The organism is Peribacillus sp. NPDC097895 (assembly GCF_050277555.1).
GTDB lineage: Bacteria > Bacillota > Bacilli > Bacillales > DSM-1321 > Peribacillus.
On the sequence record NZ_JBNNSH010000008.1, the window covers coordinates 98,877 to 115,536 of the forward strand.

At 40.0% G+C, this 16,660-nt stretch carries 16 protein-coding genes and 1 riboswitch; of the genes, 2 read left to right on the top strand and 14 right to left on the bottom strand.

Going from position 1 to position 16,660, the window contains the following annotated elements:
* Window positions 1–26 precede the first annotated feature (26 nt).
* The 12 genes from ACQKMH_RS25100 to ACQKMH_RS25155 all read right to left on the bottom strand — a co-directional run bounded on the left by ACQKMH_RS25100 (window position 27) and on the right by ACQKMH_RS25155 (window position 10,697).
* Window positions 27–1,031, bottom strand: a complete 1,005-nt coding sequence (locus ACQKMH_RS25100; RefSeq protein WP_427590057.1) for an LLM class flavin-dependent oxidoreductase — start codon at window positions 1,029–1,031, stop codon at window positions 27–29.
* A gap of 451 nt (window positions 1,032–1,482) precedes the next feature.
* Entirely contained in the window at window positions 1,483–2,625 is a 1,143-nt protein-coding gene (locus ACQKMH_RS25105; protein ID WP_427590058.1) for an amidohydrolase, read from the bottom strand.
* Window positions 2,626–2,639: 14 nt separating this feature from the next.
* Entirely contained in the window at window positions 2,640–3,149 is a 510-nt protein-coding gene (locus ACQKMH_RS25110) for a GNAT family N-acetyltransferase (RefSeq protein WP_427590059.1), read from the bottom strand.
* Between the two features lie 23 nt (window positions 3,150–3,172).
* Entirely contained in the window at window positions 3,173–3,943 is a 771-nt protein-coding gene (locus ACQKMH_RS25115; protein WP_427590060.1) for an amino acid ABC transporter ATP-binding protein, read from the bottom strand.
* On the bottom strand, window positions 3,940–4,650 hold the full coding sequence (locus ACQKMH_RS25120) for an amino acid ABC transporter permease (RefSeq protein WP_427590061.1): 711 nt from the start codon (window positions 4,648–4,650) through the stop codon (window positions 3,940–3,942). The genes ACQKMH_RS25115 and ACQKMH_RS25120 overlap by 4 nt, the downstream gene beginning before the upstream one ends.
* Before the next feature lie 20 nt (window positions 4,651–4,670).
* Window positions 4,671–5,378, bottom strand: a complete 708-nt coding sequence (locus ACQKMH_RS25125) for an amino acid ABC transporter permease (RefSeq protein WP_427590062.1) — start codon at window positions 5,376–5,378, stop codon at window positions 4,671–4,673.
* Between the two features lie 32 nt (window positions 5,379–5,410).
* Window positions 5,411–6,235 (bottom strand): amino acid ABC transporter substrate-binding protein, encoded by an 825-nt coding sequence (locus ACQKMH_RS25130; protein WP_427590063.1) that lies wholly within the window; start codon window positions 6,233–6,235, stop codon window positions 5,411–5,413.
* A gap of 20 nt (window positions 6,236–6,255) precedes the next feature.
* Window positions 6,256–6,789, bottom strand: coding sequence for a GNAT family N-acetyltransferase (locus ACQKMH_RS25135; RefSeq protein ID WP_427590065.1), 534 nt, complete (start codon window positions 6,787–6,789; stop codon window positions 6,256–6,258).
* A 150-nt stretch (window positions 6,790–6,939) separates the two neighbouring features.
* Window positions 6,940–7,200: a glutaredoxin family protein gene (locus ACQKMH_RS25140; protein WP_427590066.1), complete on the bottom strand. Its 261-nt coding sequence runs from the start codon at window positions 7,198–7,200 to the stop codon at window positions 6,940–6,942.
* A gap of 34 nt (window positions 7,201–7,234) precedes the next feature.
* Complete coding sequence (locus ACQKMH_RS25145; protein WP_427590067.1) at window positions 7,235–8,572, bottom strand: LLM class flavin-dependent oxidoreductase; 1,338 nt, start codon at window positions 8,570–8,572, stop codon at window positions 7,235–7,237.
* A 58-nt stretch (window positions 8,573–8,630) separates the two neighbouring features.
* The gene (locus ACQKMH_RS25150; RefSeq protein ID WP_427590068.1) at window positions 8,631–9,653 is read right to left on the bottom strand and encodes an LLM class flavin-dependent oxidoreductase; all 1,023 of its coding nucleotides are present in this window, start codon (window positions 9,651–9,653) and stop codon (window positions 8,631–8,633) included.
* Window positions 9,654–9,785: 132 nt separating this feature from the next.
* Window positions 9,786–10,697: a LysR family transcriptional regulator gene (locus tag ACQKMH_RS25155; RefSeq protein ID WP_427590069.1), complete on the bottom strand. Its 912-nt coding sequence runs from the start codon at window positions 10,695–10,697 to the stop codon at window positions 9,786–9,788.
* A gap of 462 nt (window positions 10,698–11,159) precedes the next feature.
* Between ACQKMH_RS25155 and ACQKMH_RS25160 the strand changes: the two genes are divergently transcribed.
* Complete coding sequence (locus tag ACQKMH_RS25160; RefSeq protein WP_230159348.1) at window positions 11,160–11,372, top strand: hypothetical protein; 213 nt, start codon at window positions 11,160–11,162, stop codon at window positions 11,370–11,372.
* Between the two features lie 102 nt (window positions 11,373–11,474).
* Here ACQKMH_RS25160 and ACQKMH_RS25165 read toward each other — a convergent pair whose 3' ends face one another.
* Window positions 11,475–12,824 carry an FAD-binding oxidoreductase gene (locus ACQKMH_RS25165; RefSeq protein ID WP_427590070.1) on the bottom strand — a complete coding sequence of 450 codons (1,350 nt, stop codon included), beginning with the start codon at window positions 12,822–12,824 and terminating at the stop codon, window positions 11,475–11,477.
* A gap of 171 nt (window positions 12,825–12,995) precedes the next feature.
* Entirely contained in the window at window positions 12,996–14,369 is a 1,374-nt protein-coding gene (locus tag ACQKMH_RS25170) for an amino acid permease (RefSeq protein WP_427590071.1), read from the bottom strand.
* Window positions 14,370–14,894: 525 nt separating this feature from the next.
* Window positions 14,895–14,973, top strand: a riboswitch (glycine riboswitch).
* A 208-nt stretch (window positions 14,974–15,181) separates the two neighbouring features.
* Here ACQKMH_RS25170 and ACQKMH_RS25175 point away from each other — a divergent pair.
* Window positions 15,182–16,522: an amino acid permease gene (locus ACQKMH_RS25175; protein WP_427590072.1), complete on the top strand. Its 1,341-nt coding sequence runs from the start codon at window positions 15,182–15,184 to the stop codon at window positions 16,520–16,522.
* Window positions 16,523–16,660: the final 138 nt, after the last annotated feature.

The window sequence follows — 16,660 nt, forward strand, 5'->3', positions numbered from 1 at the left end:
CATATCTGCTGGTATTTCTTTTCCTTCTATATGATAGTCTCATCCCCTAAGAGAAGCGGACTCAACAACTGAAAGGATTGGATCCGTTCTGTTTCTGTTCGAAGCGGTGTATGCAAAATAAATTCATCCACTTGAAAAACTTCCTGAAGTTCCTTTAAAATTCCGTTAACATATCCTGGAGTCCCAGCAATAACACTTGGGGTCTGCTCTTCTATTTCGTAAGCTTCACCAGCCTGCTTCTCAAATGACTCAGCCTGCTCACGTGATTGAACTGTAAGCGTCCGGCCACTTTTAAGATGAACTTTAAATAGTTTGTGTTCGCTTGCCAGCTCCTCTGCTTTTTGTTGGGTAGGAGCTGCCACAACCGCTACTGATACGATAAAACGACCTTCTGGGTACTTGCTTCGGTAAGCAGAGGAAGCTTCATACAGCATGGTATCATCACTATTAATAAATCTGGCGAATACAAAATCCATTCCTAGATTAGCGGCTAGTTGAGCGCTGTCTGAACTTGCACCCAGCAGAAAAGTTTCGGGCTTTTCAGGCGGTATCGGCGTTGCTTGAATACCAGAAAGCAAATGATCGTCATTGATTGAATTTTCAATAATCTTCTGCAATAAGGATGCACGTTCCCCAAAATCCTTTCCATCATTTACAGTTCCAAATTGTAATGCCTTTGTTGATAAAGGAAATCCACCTGGTGCTTTACCAATGCCAAGATCTACCCTGCCCGGGGCAAGCGTGGATAAAACATGAAAATTTTCAGCGACTTTATAAGGACTGTAGTGCTGAAGCATGACACCTCCCGAACCTACACGAATGGATGTGGTCTTCGATAATAAATAAGAAATTAATACTTCCGGTGAAGAGCCAGCAACTTGTTCCATATGATGATGTTCCGATACCCAAAAACGGGTATATCCCCATTCCTCAGCTTTTTGAGCTAGGTTTACGGTTTGCTTAAGTGCATCAACTGCCGAATTCCCAGGAAAAATGGGGCTTTGATCTAATATTCCAAGCTTAAAACTCATATGACTTTCTCTCCAATCATTAATACCTAGTTAACAAATAGAATTAGTTGTTTTAATGTAATTGAAATTCATCCTAACATTGTAAACAAGCACTTGACAACACCTTATTTGATAGAAAAATTTATTTAATTGATTAAAAAAATCTATCATTCGCTTATGAGTATGGAATACCTCTGACTAATAATTGACCAAGCTCTCGCCTATCATGGTTTGAGATTTATTCTTCTTTCCGCTATCAGAATAGGATTAATCAATGAGAGGAAGAGAAATGGAGAGAGGAGTCTATGAAAAGCTGGAATAAAAAAATGTAGAGTGGCTATGTGTGGAAGCTAAGATGGGGGAATGTTCGCATCATGAATATGCTTGAAATCAAATTTGACCGAAACCTTTGGAATTACAACATCAAAGGTGCTAGGCACGAAATAGTGTCTGGCACCTTTGTTATGTATGTTCACCACTTACACTGGCCATGTAATATATTCTTGGCACTTTCAAATAAAAAATAAGCGGCCTTAATAATGGCTTTTTCATCAACAGTAAAAGCTGGATGATGCCAGTCTTCGTTTCCGTTTGTACCAAAAAAGGCAAAGGTACCGGGGATATGTTGTAGGTAATAAGCGAAATCTTCACCACCCATTGAAGGTTCTGGATGGATTACATGCAATGTTTGTTGCCGAGCAGACAAGCGGGCCATCTCTGTGACTGCCGGATGATTAAGAAGCGCGGGGGGCCCAGGAAACCAACCAATCGCAGCTTCCTGTGAAAAAGCAGCTGCAATATGATTCACAATTGAATAAAACTTTTCTTTTACTTCTTCGCGTATCTCAGAATTAAAGGTTCGAATCGTTCCTTCCAATATGACGTCGCCCGGAATTACATTCCACGTGTTTCCGCCTGTTATTCTCGTAACACTCACCACAGCACTATCTAATGGGGATACATTCCGGCTGACGATAGTTTGAAGAGCGGTAATAAGCTGAGCCGCTGCCGCTATTGGATCTTTTCCGTTTTGAGGGATGGCCGCGTGGCTCCCCTTCCCTTGAAGGACAATATGAAAACGGTCCACTGCCGCCATTAACGGACCTTCTTTTATCCCAATGGTGCCGACAGGCAAATTGGGTTTATTGTGCAGACCAATTACAGCCGCTACATCGTCAATTTGACCATCTTTTATCACATGCTCCGCTCCGCCACCTAATTCTTCTGCGGGTTGAAAAAGCAATCGCACTGTCCCGCACAACTCTGATTGATATTCTTTTAAAAGGTAGGCAGCACCAATTGCAGCTGCCGTATGAAAATCATGGCCGCAAGCATGCATCACTCCTTTTACTTGAGAAGCAAATGGAAGCCCGGTTCGTTCCTCAATCGGAAGAGCATCGATATCCGCCCTTATGGCTACTGTCGGTCCGGGTCTGCCACCCTTTATATCTGCAAAAACACCTGTTTTCAATCCTGTATGACGGATTTCAATGCCCTCTTCCTCGAGCCAATTTTGAATTGATTTTGTCGTTTCAAATTCTTCATTTGATAACTCAGGATATTGATGTAAATGGCGCCGTATCGATATTAAGCGCTTTTCCAGCTCTCGACTCATACAGTCGCCTCCTTCTATAAATCTAAGCGATAGCATTTTACTAAAATATCATGATTTTGAAATTCTTTCGTTCGATCCCGTTTAAAGCCAAACCATTCATATAGTTTAATGGCCTTATGCATCTTATCAGTAGAATGTAGATACAAACTGGATGCACCTTGCGATTTTGCATAATTTACACTAGCCTTTAATAATTCCTGAGCGATCCCGCGTCCCCTTGATTCGGGATGAACGGCCAACAACCGAATGATTGGTGAAAAAATCCCAAGTTCCGGCTTTTCATATGCTTTTTCAGATGACTGAAAAAGCTGTAATGTGCCAAGGATATCCTGATTGCACTTTGCAACCAACACCTTATCAACATGTGGATTATCCAACGAGGTTTCAATATTTTTTAAATATCCTTCCCAAGCTTCCGGGTTCGAATATTCATGTTCATATTGTTGATAACTTTCTACCAATAAGCGGCGCACCGTCTCTTTATCTGCTTCAATCAATTCATCGACTACGATTGTATTAATCATACGTCCTCCTTTTGCCCCTTCCTTTAATTGGCCCTTTCTTCTAAAAACGATACGGAAAAATCTCTTGATATCCGATTTAAAAATTGTCGTGTTCGATCTTCCTTTGGAGCATTGAAAATCTCCAACGGTGAACCTTCTTCTACAATCACCCCGCCATCCATGAAAAGAACACGATCCGATATCTCTTTAGCAAAACTCATTTCATGGGTTACAATCACCATCGTGATGCCTTCCTGGGCAATTGCTTTTATGACTGACAGCACCTCCCCAACCAACTCAGGGTCGAGTGCCGACGTTGGCTCGTCAAATAGAATGACCTCCGGATTTAAAGCAAGTGCCCTGGCAATTCCAACACGTTGCTGTTGACCTCCTGACAATTGCGAAGGGAAATAGTTATGCTTATCTCCCAAACCTACTTTTTCCAATAACAGCTCGCTTTCCCGTTTCGCTTCAGCTTTCTTATATTTTTTTGTAACAATTAACCCTTCCATTACATTCTCCAAAACAGTTTTATGAGCAAATAAATTATAATGCTGAAAAACCATTGCTGATTGTCTTCTAAGGGATAAGATTTCCCTTTTGGTCGCCTTCTTGGACCTCACCTGGATATCTCCCACTTGAACGATACCCTCATCTGGTTTCTCCAGAAAATTCAAGCACCTAAGCAGGGTCGTTTTCCCAGATCCACTTGGTCCTAGAATGGTAACTACTTCTCCCTTGCCTATTTTCAAATTAATCCCTTTTAAAACAGGCTGCTGGTTAAATGATTTTTGTATATCTTTTAAATAAATCATTGTACTCCTCCTCGATTATAGGCAGTGGCCTTTTTCTCAATTAAAAACGAAAGCCCCTCTGCAATGATTGTGAGACCCCAATAAATTAAACCAGCAGCGATAAAAGACTCCAAAAATTTCAAATTGGTGGATGCAACAATATTGGCTGCTCCTGTCATTTCTTTTTGGGATACAATGAAAGCAATGGATGACGTATGCAGAAATCCAATGAAAATATTCGTGAAATTCGGGATGGACTGAGCAATGGCCTGTGGCAAAACAATTCGCGTCATGGCTTGAAACGAATTCATCCCCACGGAATAGGCTGCCTCCAGTTGGCCATTGGAAACACTGATAATTCCCGATCTGAATATTTCTGATAAATAAGCACCCGCACTCAACGATAAAGCGGTTAAGACAAATAAAATAATCGGAATGGAATTAGATTGTATACCCAAATCAATTTTTTTTGAAATTTGATCGATTAATAATGGAAAACCGAAATAAATGAGCATTATGTGCATAATAATTGGTGTTCCTCTAAAGAAGGAAACATATCCATTTGCAACTCTACAAAGAAATTTCACTTTATATATCCTAATCAAGGCAACAGCGAGACCGATAATAAAACCTGCAAGAAGAGGAAGAATCGTTAAGATAAGTGTAATCGGAAGTGCTTTAATAATCTCCTTAAAAGCAGTCCAAATGAATAGAATATCAATCGTCATGTCCTTCTCTCCTCCCTTTGTTATCCAGTAACAGACACATCAACAGTTTGATGCCGATTAATGCGATTTTCATAAAGCCTGAATATGTTCTCAAACAATAGCACGACTGCATAATAGATAACGGCTAATGAGAGATAGACTTCGAGAGCATGTGCAGTTGCAGCAATTAATGTCTCTCCCCTGCCCATCATATCCATCACGCCGATGGTAAAGGCAAGTGAGGTATCCTTCAAGGATCCGATAATAGAGTTTGCGATATTCGGAAAGGCAATCCGTATGGCCTGAGGAAGCACAATTCGAAAGAAACTTTGACTATTATTCATACCAACTGAATAGGCTGCTTCCGTTTGCCCATAATCGACAGCCTTAATCGCTCCTCGGAATATTTCTGCGAAATGTGCCCCATTACTTAATGCATAAGTAATGATGACAAAATACAGAGCATCCATTCTTGAAATATCAATATTAATGAATAAAAGGATTGCAGGCAGTCCATAAAAAACTAGAAATAATTGTATTAAAATAGGAGTTCCCCGAATGAATGAAATATACAAAATGACTAATTGATTCAAAACAGGGATACGAAATAATCTCAGGATGGCTGCCGCTATCCCGATGACCATTCCTAATAAAACGGATGCTGCCAGAATTTGCAATGTTACTCCAAGATAATAAATTAATGTCGGAATGAAATCGACGATTAATGAAGGATCAAATGCTTTCCCCATGCTTTAGCACCTCCGCGCTTACTACTAACTAATTAAAATCCTACTGAATAGTCTGCGCCCAGCCACTTTTTACTTAGTTCGCTAACTACCCCATCTTCTTTCAGCTCCACAAGTGCTTCATCAATTCTCTTCTGTAAAGGCGTTTCGTCTTTTCTTAGCAAAAAGTATACTTTTGAATTAAGAAGTGGCTCACCCACAACCTTTTGCTGTGCATCTGCTTGTTCATTTAAGAAGTCGACTGCAAATGGTGTAGTAATGGTAGCATCCGCCCGACCAGTTTTGATTTGATTCTTCGTATCATCTACGCCTTGGCCAGAATAGACAATTTCAATACCGGCTTTATTTTCTTTATTATACTTTTCAAGAAAAACAGCAGAATTGCTCGTTGCACTCACTATCGCTTTTTTTCCTTTTAGATCTTTAATGGAATGAATATCATTGTTGTCCTGATGAACTGTAACTTGAAGCGGAAAGACATTATATGGTTCTTTATTAAATAGAAATTTTTCTTTTCGTTCATCATTCACCTCCATTTGGTGAGCAACAAAATCTATTTTGTTCGTTTCTAAACTTAATAATAGATTAGAAAATTCCATCGTTTTAAATTCAAATTCATATTCAGGCAGCTTTTCATCGATTTGGCGAACCAACTCGACATCATACCCTGTCAGCTTACCATTCTTATCCAAGAAGCAAATATTGGGGAATTGCGTCCCAGTTCCGACAATGATTTTCTGGACTTTTTTATCATTTGATTCTCCAGAACTTGATTTTGCTGTACTCGTTGTTTCTTTCGCAGAGCAAGCTCCCAAAAAAGTAAGTAGCAGTGCCATACCAATTAATAATGTTTTTTTCATCTCAAATTCCCCCGACGTTTTTAATTACTCACAATTGGTTCGTTATTTTCAATAATGCGAAACAACGTTTCATCAAGAATTTTACGAAGATACACAATTTTTTCTCCATCGTGATTTCGTTCAGCAAAAATCTCATAGCCTCTTCTTTCATAAATGGAAACAAGCCAAGGATGACGATCAGCTGTCGCCAAGTAGACGGCCGGCGCTTTCACCTGTTTCCGAAGTGCATTTTCTTCCACCCAGGTTAACAACGTCGAGCCAATACCTTTTTGTTTGTATAGGGGATCGACCGCAAACCACCAAATGAATGGGTACGGACTGAAATGATCAGGATCATTCCATGGATGACGAACTGTCACAGTGGAAACAATTTGGCCCTCTAGTTCTAAAACATAAGTGAGATTCCGCCGAATATTATTCGTCACTACCTGCAAATCAGCTGTCGCAGCCAGAAAGTTAATATTCAATTCTCTAATTGGTTCATAAGCCCGAAGTGTAACGTTTAGCACTTCGGGAGCATCCTTTACTGTGGCAAGACGGATTAGCTGTGTCACGATTAACTCCCCATTTCCATAACATATTATTTACACAAGAATAGTCGGATTTAAATCAACAATTTTTCCTTTTACATTCGATATAGATCTATTTCATACTGTTCATTTCCATTTAAGAATTAGTCAACTTCTTAAGTCCTCGAAATTTTGTTATTGTAAGCGTTCGAGTGCTTTTTCAAGAGAGGGTATGCCAATTTCCGTAACACTCTCATATACGTTACCTCGCCCAATTTCAATAACAGGAACATACCGAACACCATATTTGATTTCTAAAATATCTCGCCGTTCATCATGATTGGTAACATCCACTGTTTGATAAGCAATGTTCTTTTCTTTTAAGTATTGTTTAACCTCTTCGCAATAGTGACATCCTTGTTTTGACCAAACGACAACATTTAACGCTTCTCCCATTTTGTATTCCTCCTTCATTTTTTAAAAGATACTTCTATAATTGGTTAATCTTTTCTTTCGCATGACGATTTTCCGGGAATGGAAGCCCCAAGTTGCCTCTTAATGTTTCTGCTTCATATTCAGTACGATATATTCCCCTTTTTTGCAGGATAGGAATCACATAAGATACAAAATCACTTAAAGCATTTGGAACACTTGAAGCAAAGATAAATCCATCCGCGCCCTTCTCTTCGAACCATTGCTGAATCAAATCCGCCACTTTCTCTGGAGTTCCAATAAAAGAAGTCCGGGGTGTAGTCTCTTTAAGTGCTACTTGACGGAGCGTTAACTGTTTCTCCTTGGCTTCCTGTTTAATTCGATCAGTGGTACTTCGGAAACTGTTTTTTCCGATGTCTCCAAGATCAGGGAAAGGTGCATCCAGCTCATATTGGGAAAAATCATGATGATCGAAGTATCGTCCCAAATAGTCAAGCGCCTTATCTATAGAAACTAGGTTAGCGAGTTCTTGATATTTGTGTTCTGCCTCTTCCTCATTTGCACCAATGATTGGCGCTATACCTGGCAGAATAAGAATTTCATCAGGATTTCTCCCGAATGCAATAGCCCTGTTTTTTACATCTTGATAAAAAATCTTGGCATCCTCCAAAGTTGGTTGACCTGTAAAGATTGCATCCGCTTCTTTAGCCGCAAGATTTTTTCCAGCTTCTGATGAACCAGCTTGAAAAATGACAGGTCGCCCCTGTTTAGATCTGGCAATATTGAGTGGTCCTTGCACGGAGAAATATTCTCCTTTATGTTTTAATTGATGCATTTTAGAAGGGTCAAAAAACTCACCGGACTCTTTATCCCGAGTAAACGCGTCATCCTCCCACGAATCCCAAAGTCCTTTGGTGACTTGTATATATTCTGATGCTATTCGATAGCGTTTCGCATGATCCGGATGTTCTTCTATCGTTTTGTTATAATTCAAGGCAGTACTCTCAAGAGGTGTAGTAACAAGGTTCCATCCGCCACGACCTTGACTAATGTGATCAAGTGAAGCAAATTGCCGGGCTACAGTAAATGGCTCACTGTATGAGGTGGAAACAGTTCCGACAAGCCCTATTCTTGATGTGAAAGCAGCGAGTGCGGATAAAATGGTCAGTGGTTCAAATCGATTTAAAAAATGCGGAATTGATTTCTCATTGATAAATAAACCGTCAGCAATGAAAAGTAAATCGAACTTTCCCTCTTCAGCCTTCTGGGCCTGCTGCTTATAAAATTCAAGACTAACACTGGCATCGGCTTGTATGTCAGAATGTCGCCAACCAGATATACTCCCTCCAACGCCATGAATAAGCGCTCCAAATTTCAACTTTCTCTGCTCAGACATCCATACTCCTCCTTTAATTAAATCGGTCATTAGCTTTGCTTACATCCACCATCACTTTTTAATTTTGACTCGAAAAGTGTTTCTCTTCAGATAAAGCTAATTGAAGAGGACTCAACAATTGAAAAGATCGGAACCTTTCTGCTTCTTTTAAAATCGGCGAATGTAGGATGAACTCATCTACCCCATATTTTTCATGTAAATTTGTTAATATCTCTTTTACATATGAGGGAGTTCCAGCAATAATATTGGAATCCTGTTCTTCTATTTCGTAAGACTCCCCAGACTGATTCCCAAATAACTCTGCTTGCTCTAGGGTTTGGACCGTAACAGAACGACCGCTTTGGAGATGGACTTTCACGATCTTTTGATCGCCTGTTAACTGTTCTGCTTCTTGTTGTGTAGGAGCAGCAATCACTGAAACTGATACCTTAAAGCTTCCAGATGGATTGATACTTTGGTAAATGCGTGAAGCATCTTCGAGTACTGTCTCATTACTATTGATAAATCGAGCAAATACATAATCTATACCAAGTTCGGCTGCTAGCCTGGCGCTGTCAGTACTTGCACCAAGCAGAAACATCTCTGGCTTTTCGGAAGGGAGCGGTGTCGCTTGAATACCTGCAAGCGGATGAGTGTCATTGACGGAATTTTCGATTATTTTTTTCAAAAAAGATAGCCTCTCTTCGAAATCCTTTCCATCATTCACAGTACCAAATTGCAGCGCCTTCGTTGATAAGGGAAGACCACCTGGTGCCTTTCCGACGCCAAGGTCTACTCTGCCTGGCGAAAGATTCGATAACACGTGAAAGTTTTCCGCCACTTTATATGGACTATAATGCTGAAGCATAACACCTCCGGACCCTACCCGAATCGATTTTGTTTGGGCTAATAAATAAGATATCAATACTTCCGGGGAGGATCCCGCTAGCTTTTCGGCATGATGATGTTCTGATACCCAAAAACGGGTATACCCCCACTCTTCTGCATGTCTAGCCAGATGAATGGTTTGCTGGAGTGCATCAAATGCTGAAGCTCCTGGAAATATCGGGCTCTGGTCTAAAATGCCAAGCTTATAACTCATATTCTCTCCTCCGCTTTAATTCATAGTTTGCTTATGCGATTAATTTATTTTGACTTATCCTATCACCTAAAACATGCAAATGGCAATGGTTTAACTAATAAAAAAAAATATTGCATTGATAGAAAATATCTATCAATTCGATTGTATCTGTAATTGGTGCTGGTCTTTTTCAAATTCCCGAATGGAAAAAAGAATATCATTCCATAGTAAGGGAGCTTCCATCCCGTGATTTAAGTGCGTTAGATAGATGTGCTGCTTTATCTTGATTAAATGAGACACATCCACTTCAACCAAAGTTCCCTGTTCTAATTCATTTTTAATACATAAATACGGTAAAAATCCGATACAGCTTCTGCTAAGAATAAGTGATTTCGCCACTTCCAAGTGATCAACCTGAAATTCAATACGCGGCTCTACATTAGACACTTCAAAAATTTTATGAACGTGGTTCCAGTCAAACGCACCGCACTCAAAAAATACTAACGGTTCCGTTGCTAATACCTGCACTGTCAGCTCAGTTTCAAGTTGAAATGGATGTCCTGGATACACGACTAAACGAATCGAATTATCAAGGGTCTTATAATTTTGCAGACCACTATGTGAAACATCCTTCATAAATGCTATATCAACCTTTTTCTGAAGCAATTTATCCATTAATGCATCATTTGTTGCTGAAATAAATTTAAAGCGTAAATTAGGATTTTTCCTTTTCCATAAAGGAAGAGCAAATGGAATAAAGTATTGCGATGTAATGATATTAGCCCCTATCGTTATTTCCTCCAGATCGCTTCCTGTTTTCAACTGTTTTTTCCCCTGTTGAAAAGTTCGAATAATTTGTTCCGCAAATGGAATGAAGGCCTTCCCTTTTTCAGTTAAAATAATCCCTCTCCCTTGCCTCTCAAATAGTACTGAATCGAGTTCACTCTCAAGCGTCTTAATTCTTGCCGAGACTGTTGGCTGTGATAAAAACATTGCCTCTGCAGCTTTATGAAAACTATTGAGGTGAACAACATACATAAAAGCTTCAATATGATCAATATTCATCTTCCCAACTCCTTTTGCAAAATGAACACCAAAAGCTCCTGTTCGCTTATCGCGTTCAGGAGCTTTTGGTTGTCCAATCAGCTCATCTCTTATAATAATACTTTCTCCGATTTTAATCTTATAAAACCAATAAGTAAAGTGTAATTTAATGAAGTAAACAACCATATATTCATTGTGATACCATACAACATCGTATTCAATGAACTTCATTCTAGTTATGCAAATGAAAATTCAATTAAAAATTATGGACCATTCTCATTCTGCCCAGATATACAACCCTAAGGAATATGGATAGGTCACATGTTTCCATTGTCCAAAAGTTAGGCATGTTAAATGTATAATTTACAACATTTCCAAGCGGTACTTCCTGTCTACGGTTGTATATTTTTTCTCCTTATAAAAAAGATAAGAAGGGTCATCCTAATGTAGTAAATCCAATAATGACATAAGGAGAGAAACTACATGCCTCAACAACAAATTGATGTCAATCAATTAAATCAAGCAAAAGCAAACGTTACCCTTACGCAAACCTTACTTTCACAAGCAATTGAAAAATCTTCCTCGGATCCAACTTTAGCACAAGAAGCCATTAAACAAGCTGCTCAAGAGATCGCACAAGCCCAATCTTCCGTAAATCAGGTATACAATGCCGTACAAGCTCCGCAAGCAGAATGATTTTGGGGATTACCTCGATTAATTGATGAATACTAAGAAAAGAAGAGGCCTATATCCAAATTGAGGAATAGGCCTTTTAGTTACGAAAGCTTCCAAGCTTTTTCAACTCCACTTATTTATAGGGGGGATGCTTTGAGGAAATTTAAACGTATAGTACGGATCATAAGTCGTTTTCACTTCTCGAAGCCGTTTGAAATTTTCGCCATAATAAGCAGTTGGCCAATCTTTGATGAGAGAATCCGGCCAATTTACGTAATCCCCTGTGGTAAATGGTGACAAGGCGCGCTTCAGGTCCTTGATCCACCGAATGTTCAGCCGCTCTTCTTCTGGATTATTCCATGTAGCTAAATACTCCTGGGCGATAATAGCATCACGATAATAAAAAGCTGTCGCCTTTGGGTCAGTAAGGCCCGCTGCCCCTCCTAGGGATTGATGCCAAATGGCTGCCTTTTCATTTGGTGCGTTTTCCAAAAAATGCTTCATCGTCAAGATTGCTCGTTGAGGAAAAGGCTTTTCAATGAAAGATCCTGACCTCTTTCGATGGGCCGGTTGATTTCCACTCGGATCATCAAAAAACCTTACAGCTTCAATGTATGGGACTTCCTTAATCATGACATTCGTGGGTGATCCAGTTTTTGTCAAAGGCTTTAGAAGCTGCTTTAACCTATGTGACGTTCCAACAAATTCACCTTGAGCGATAATTTCGTTTGCTTTCTTTGCCTTGAATTCAATTTCTGAAGTTAAGCTTTCATCAGCTTGAGGGGCCCAATCCTGCCAGGTATTAAACACCGATTCGAAGTCTTTCCACCCCCATGTGACGGAGAATACAGAAACCCTGGATACTGGATGTATCCTGAAAGTAAGGGAAGTGACAATGCCAAAGTTCCCACCTCCGCCCCCGCAGCATGCCCAAAATAAATCATGATTATTTTTTCTATTCGCTTTAATGAGTTTGGCGCCCCTCTTTCCACACGCCCTTACCATCTCTATTTCAAGGAGATTGTCACAAGTAAGTCCAAAGCGCCTCGTTAGCATACCAATTCCGCCGCCGAGCGTAAGACCGACAAGGCCAACACTGCTCTCGGTCCCAGCCGGAATCGTCGTGCCATACTTCCATAACGTATTATATACTTGCCCTAAATCAGCCCCGGCTTCAATTCTTGCGATCATTTTTTCACGATTGACCTTGATCTTGTACATTTCACTGATATCAATAATTAGACCGCCATTTACTAATGAAAAATTTTCATAACTATGCCTGCCGCTCCTCACCCGAAAAGGTGTATGATTCTCCCGTACCCACTTCAATGCATTCAGCACATCTTTGGAATTTTGACAAAACACAATGACCTTTGGGAATTTAGGAAAGCTCAAATTATTATTTATCCTGGCATCATCGTACTCAGCATCATTTGATGTTACGATTCGCCCGGTAAGCTTTGTTCGTTCCAAAAAATAACCCCCTCTCGGGTAAAGATGTTACATACTATGAAAAAATCCGGTATAAAGACACTTTCTTTAACGTCAAATTAGCTTTACTCGTGATTTCCCATTCCAATGCTTAATAAAAGCAAAAAACCCCTCTGATTAGAAGAGGGGTTTTTCTATATCCATTTATGTTTCTTATATTTCGTCATCTTTCAATGGTTTTCGCTTATCCATTTTCAGGATGTAATAACTTGCTACGACTAATGCTAGGAAAACGATCCCGACAACCAAGGAAATCCGGGTACTAGGATTGATCCACATACCGACCAGCACCATCAGTAAGAAGGCAATGGTCGCATAGTTACTGAAAGGGGCCAACGGCATCTTGAACGGATGTTTCTCCATTTCAGCTGCATTTACCTTTCTGAACTTCAGCTCACTGATAAGTAAGACAAACCATGGAATCATCCCAGGTAAAACACTCGCACTATATACATAAAGGAATAGTTGCGGCGGTGCAAGGTAGTTCAGGACAACACCAATGCCCAGGCCTAAAAGTACAGCGATCGTACAATAGGCCGGCACTCCATTTTTAGATACTTTTGCAAATATTTTCGGAGCTTGGCCGTTCAATGCTAATGTGTAAAGCATACGACCTGCACTGAAAATCCCACTGTTACATCCAGACATGGCTGCTGTGATAACGACAAAGTTAATGATTCCTGCCGCTGCTGTGATACCTATTTTAGCAAAGGTTGAAACGAATGGACTTCCTAAGTCATCCAGTTGATCCCAAGGGAAGACTGTCACGATAACGAATATGGCGCCAATATAAAAGATTAAAATGCGCCATATGATTGATTGGATCGCTTTTGTTACGGTCTTCGTTGGATCTTTCGCTTCTCCGGCAGTGATGCCGATAAGCTCAACGCCTTGATAGGAAGCCACGACAAGGGAAAGCGCGAAGAAGAATCCTGTCCAGCCCCCCGTGAAGAAGCCGCCGTTTGCCCAAAGATTCGATAATCCAATTGCGTCTCCACCACTCCCTATTCCAAAGAAGATAAGGCCAAGGCCGGCAATGATCATCAATACGATCGTTATTATTTTTATAAGCGCAAACCAAAATTCAAATTCCCCGAAGGATTTAACGGAAATGAGGTTGGCCGCTCCCAAGATGATCATGGCGACCACACCTGGTATCCAAGCAGGTAACTCCGGGAACCAATATTGCATATACAACCCAACCGCGATAATTTCGGACATTCCGACGATTACCCATTGAAACCAATTGCTCCAAGCAGTCATATAACCTGCCAAAGGATGTATATAGCTGCTCGCAAAGGTTGCAAAAGAACCTGTAGTCGGTTCTAAATATAGCATCTCACCCATAGAACGCATGATGAAAAAAATAAAAATACCTGCGATGGCATACGCAAGCATTACAGAGGGCCCGGTCCATTTGATCGTGCTCGCCGATCCCATGAATAACCCGACTCCGATGGTTCCGCCCAAAGCTATCATTTGAATATGACGAGCTTCCAGCCCTCGCTTTAATTCCTTGTTTGACATGATTAACTCCCCCAGATGCAATATAAGCGTCATGCTTTTCTATCCTTGCCAACCACTGTACTCTCTATTAATTATTGCGGTTAGAAATTTTCTATCGAAACAATATCAATAATACTTTAATTTTATTTTCTTATCTTATAATAGTAAATATTCTGTAAAAATACAAATGTATTTTTCAAATAAACAGTTACCAAATATATCTTGGCGATTCTTCCAATCTAAAAATATCATTTTAAAAAAGTGATGATCAGTATCTTATAATAGTGATGATTCAAAAAGAGTGGAAAAAAATCATATTTACTTGGATTCCCTTCAAGTGACAGTTAAAAAATAAAAAAACTTTAACGCCTGTTAACTACCAAAATAATTTGTTGACCTATAGAAGAATAGATGATAGAATTCCAATATTATTTTATAAGCATAATGAATGTTCAAGCGTGAAAGAGCCTTTCATATCTTTCACAGACGGATATTTTCACAACCGCATACAAGCAAGCGATGAATGCTATGGATAACACTATAGCAGGAGCAGCTTCTGGAGAGACTGTACAAGATGCAGCGCCGAAGGATTCACAATCTCAGGCAAAAGGACAGAAGAGTAACGAATGATAAATTGTTATTCTGAACCCTTTAAGAGATTGGTACTATCCAATCTCTTTTTTTTATTGTCCACTTTGTGTTTGTGCGTAAATAACACACTCGTGAAAAACCATTGGGAAAGCAAGCTGGGCGATAAATCACGTCCCTCTCTCCAAGACCGTGCAGGTTTGAAATCATTCACTACCAAGACTATAAAGATGGGGGCGTACGAATTGGCTAAACAAGAATTAAAAAGAGATTTAAAGAATCGTCATGTACAACTGATTGCAATAGGAGGAACCATTGGTACCGGTTTATTTTTAGGTTCAGGAAAAGCCATACAATTGGCGGGTCCATCCATCATCTTTACCTATCTAATCATAGGGATTTCCTTGTTTTTTGTCATGAGAGCCTTAGGGGAATTGCTTTTATCCAACGCAGGGTATACGTCATTCACTGAATTCGCAACCGAATATATCGGTCCATGGGCCGGGTTCGTCACCGGGTGGACCTATTGGTTCTGTTGGATCATGACCGCAATGGCCGATATCATCGCTGTCGGTGTCTATATCCAATACTGGTTCGATATCCCTCAATGGGTCCCGGCCCTAATATGCCTTGTCGTTCTGTTAGGATTGAACCTATTGACCGTTAAGTTATTTGGCGAATTGGAATTCTGGTTTGCCATCATTAAAGTAATCACGATCATCACCTTGATCATAGTAGGAATCATCTTATTGATCATCGGCTTCAAAACAAATACAGGAACAGTTTCCGTAACGAACTTATGGAGTCATGGGGGTATGTTCCCCAATGGCATTTCCGGATTCCTGTTATCTTTACAGTTGGTCGTCTTCTCCTTTGTAGGGGTCGAATTGGTCGGGGTTTCCGCAGCAGAGACGGCGAACCCGAGAAAAAACATTCCGTCGGCCATCAATAAAATCCCCGTCCGGATTTTACTTTTTTATGTAGGTGCCCTATTCGTCATTCTCTGCGTTAACCCTTGGACACAATTGGATGCCTCGAGCAGCCCATTTGTTGAAGTATTTGCATTAATCGGCATTCCTGTCGCTGCAGGGGTCATCAATTTCGTTGTTTTAACATCTGCTGCTTCTGCATGCAACAGCGGTTTGTTTTCAACAAGCCGAATACTTTATACGTTAAGCAAGAATGACGAAGCCCCTGCTAAGCTTGCAAAATTAAATAAGCAGGCTGTTCCAAGCAATGCCTTGCTGACATCAACGATCGTTGTCTCAATAGGGGCATTGTTAAGCAAATTGATACCGGAACAGGCATTTACCGTTGTGACGACCATCAGTGCCATCTGTTTCATTTGGGTATGGAGCATCATTTTGATTTCCCATATCAAATATTCGAAAACACGACCGGACTTAAGAGCCGAATCATCGTTCAAAGCACCTTTTACACCCTTTATCAATTACGTCATTTTAGGATTATTCCTATTCATCCTAATCGTTATGCTATTCGCTGAAGCTACAAGACTATCACTAATCCTGACACCCATCTGGTTCCTACTCTTGGTGATACTATATAACTATCAGAAAAAAAGATAGAAACAGAAGTAAAGCCTTGAACTCAATATGATTCAAGGCTTTATCATTTTCATCATAAGACCGTTTCAATATGAGTAGTCCGCACTGTTGTTAAAATATATCAAGCAACCACATTAAATTTTAAATCAAAATAGTGTA

What these genes read in the sequence shown, in the direction of transcription:
- ACQKMH_RS25170 (WP_427590071.1), bottom strand. Translation starts at nt 14,369, where the DNA reads ATGTCAAACAAGGAATTAAAGCGAGGGCTGGAAGCTCGTCATATTCAA.
- ACQKMH_RS25140 (WP_427590066.1), bottom strand. Translation starts at nt 7,200, where the DNA reads ATGGGAGAAGCGTTAAATGTTGTCGTTTGGTCAAAACAAGGATGTCAC.
- ACQKMH_RS25100 (WP_427590057.1), bottom strand. Translation starts at nt 1,031, where the DNA reads ATGAGTTTTAAGCTTGGAATATTAGATCAAAGCCCCATTTTTCCTGGG.
- ACQKMH_RS25145 (WP_427590067.1), bottom strand. Translation starts at nt 8,572, where the DNA reads ATGTCTGAGCAGAGAAAGTTGAAATTTGGAGCGCTTATTCATGGCGTT.
- ACQKMH_RS25115 (WP_427590060.1), bottom strand. Translation starts at nt 3,943, where the DNA reads ATGATTTATTTAAAAGATATACAAAAATCATTTAACCAGCAGCCTGTT.
- ACQKMH_RS25150 (WP_427590068.1), bottom strand. Translation starts at nt 9,653, where the DNA reads ATGAGTTATAAGCTTGGCATTTTAGACCAGAGCCCGATATTTCCAGGA.
- ACQKMH_RS25130 (WP_427590063.1), bottom strand. Translation starts at nt 6,235, where the DNA reads ATGAAAAAAACATTATTAATTGGTATGGCACTGCTACTTACTTTTTTG.
- ACQKMH_RS25125 (WP_427590062.1), bottom strand. Translation starts at nt 5,378, where the DNA reads ATGGGGAAAGCATTTGATCCTTCATTAATCGTCGATTTCATTCCGACA.
- ACQKMH_RS25120 (WP_427590061.1), bottom strand. Translation starts at nt 4,650, where the DNA reads ATGACGATTGATATTCTATTCATTTGGACTGCTTTTAAGGAGATTATT.
- ACQKMH_RS25110 (WP_427590059.1), bottom strand. Translation starts at nt 3,149, where the DNA reads ATGATTAATACAATCGTAGTCGATGAATTGATTGAAGCAGATAAAGAG.
- ACQKMH_RS25105 (WP_427590058.1), bottom strand. Translation starts at nt 2,625, where the DNA reads ATGAGTCGAGAGCTGGAAAAGCGCTTAATATCGATACGGCGCCATTTA.
- ACQKMH_RS25160 (WP_230159348.1), top strand. Translation starts at nt 11,160, where the DNA reads ATGCCTCAACAACAAATTGATGTCAATCAATTAAATCAAGCAAAAGCA.
- ACQKMH_RS25155 (WP_427590069.1), bottom strand. Translation starts at nt 10,697, where the DNA reads ATGAATATTGATCATATTGAAGCTTTTATGTATGTTGTTCACCTCAAT.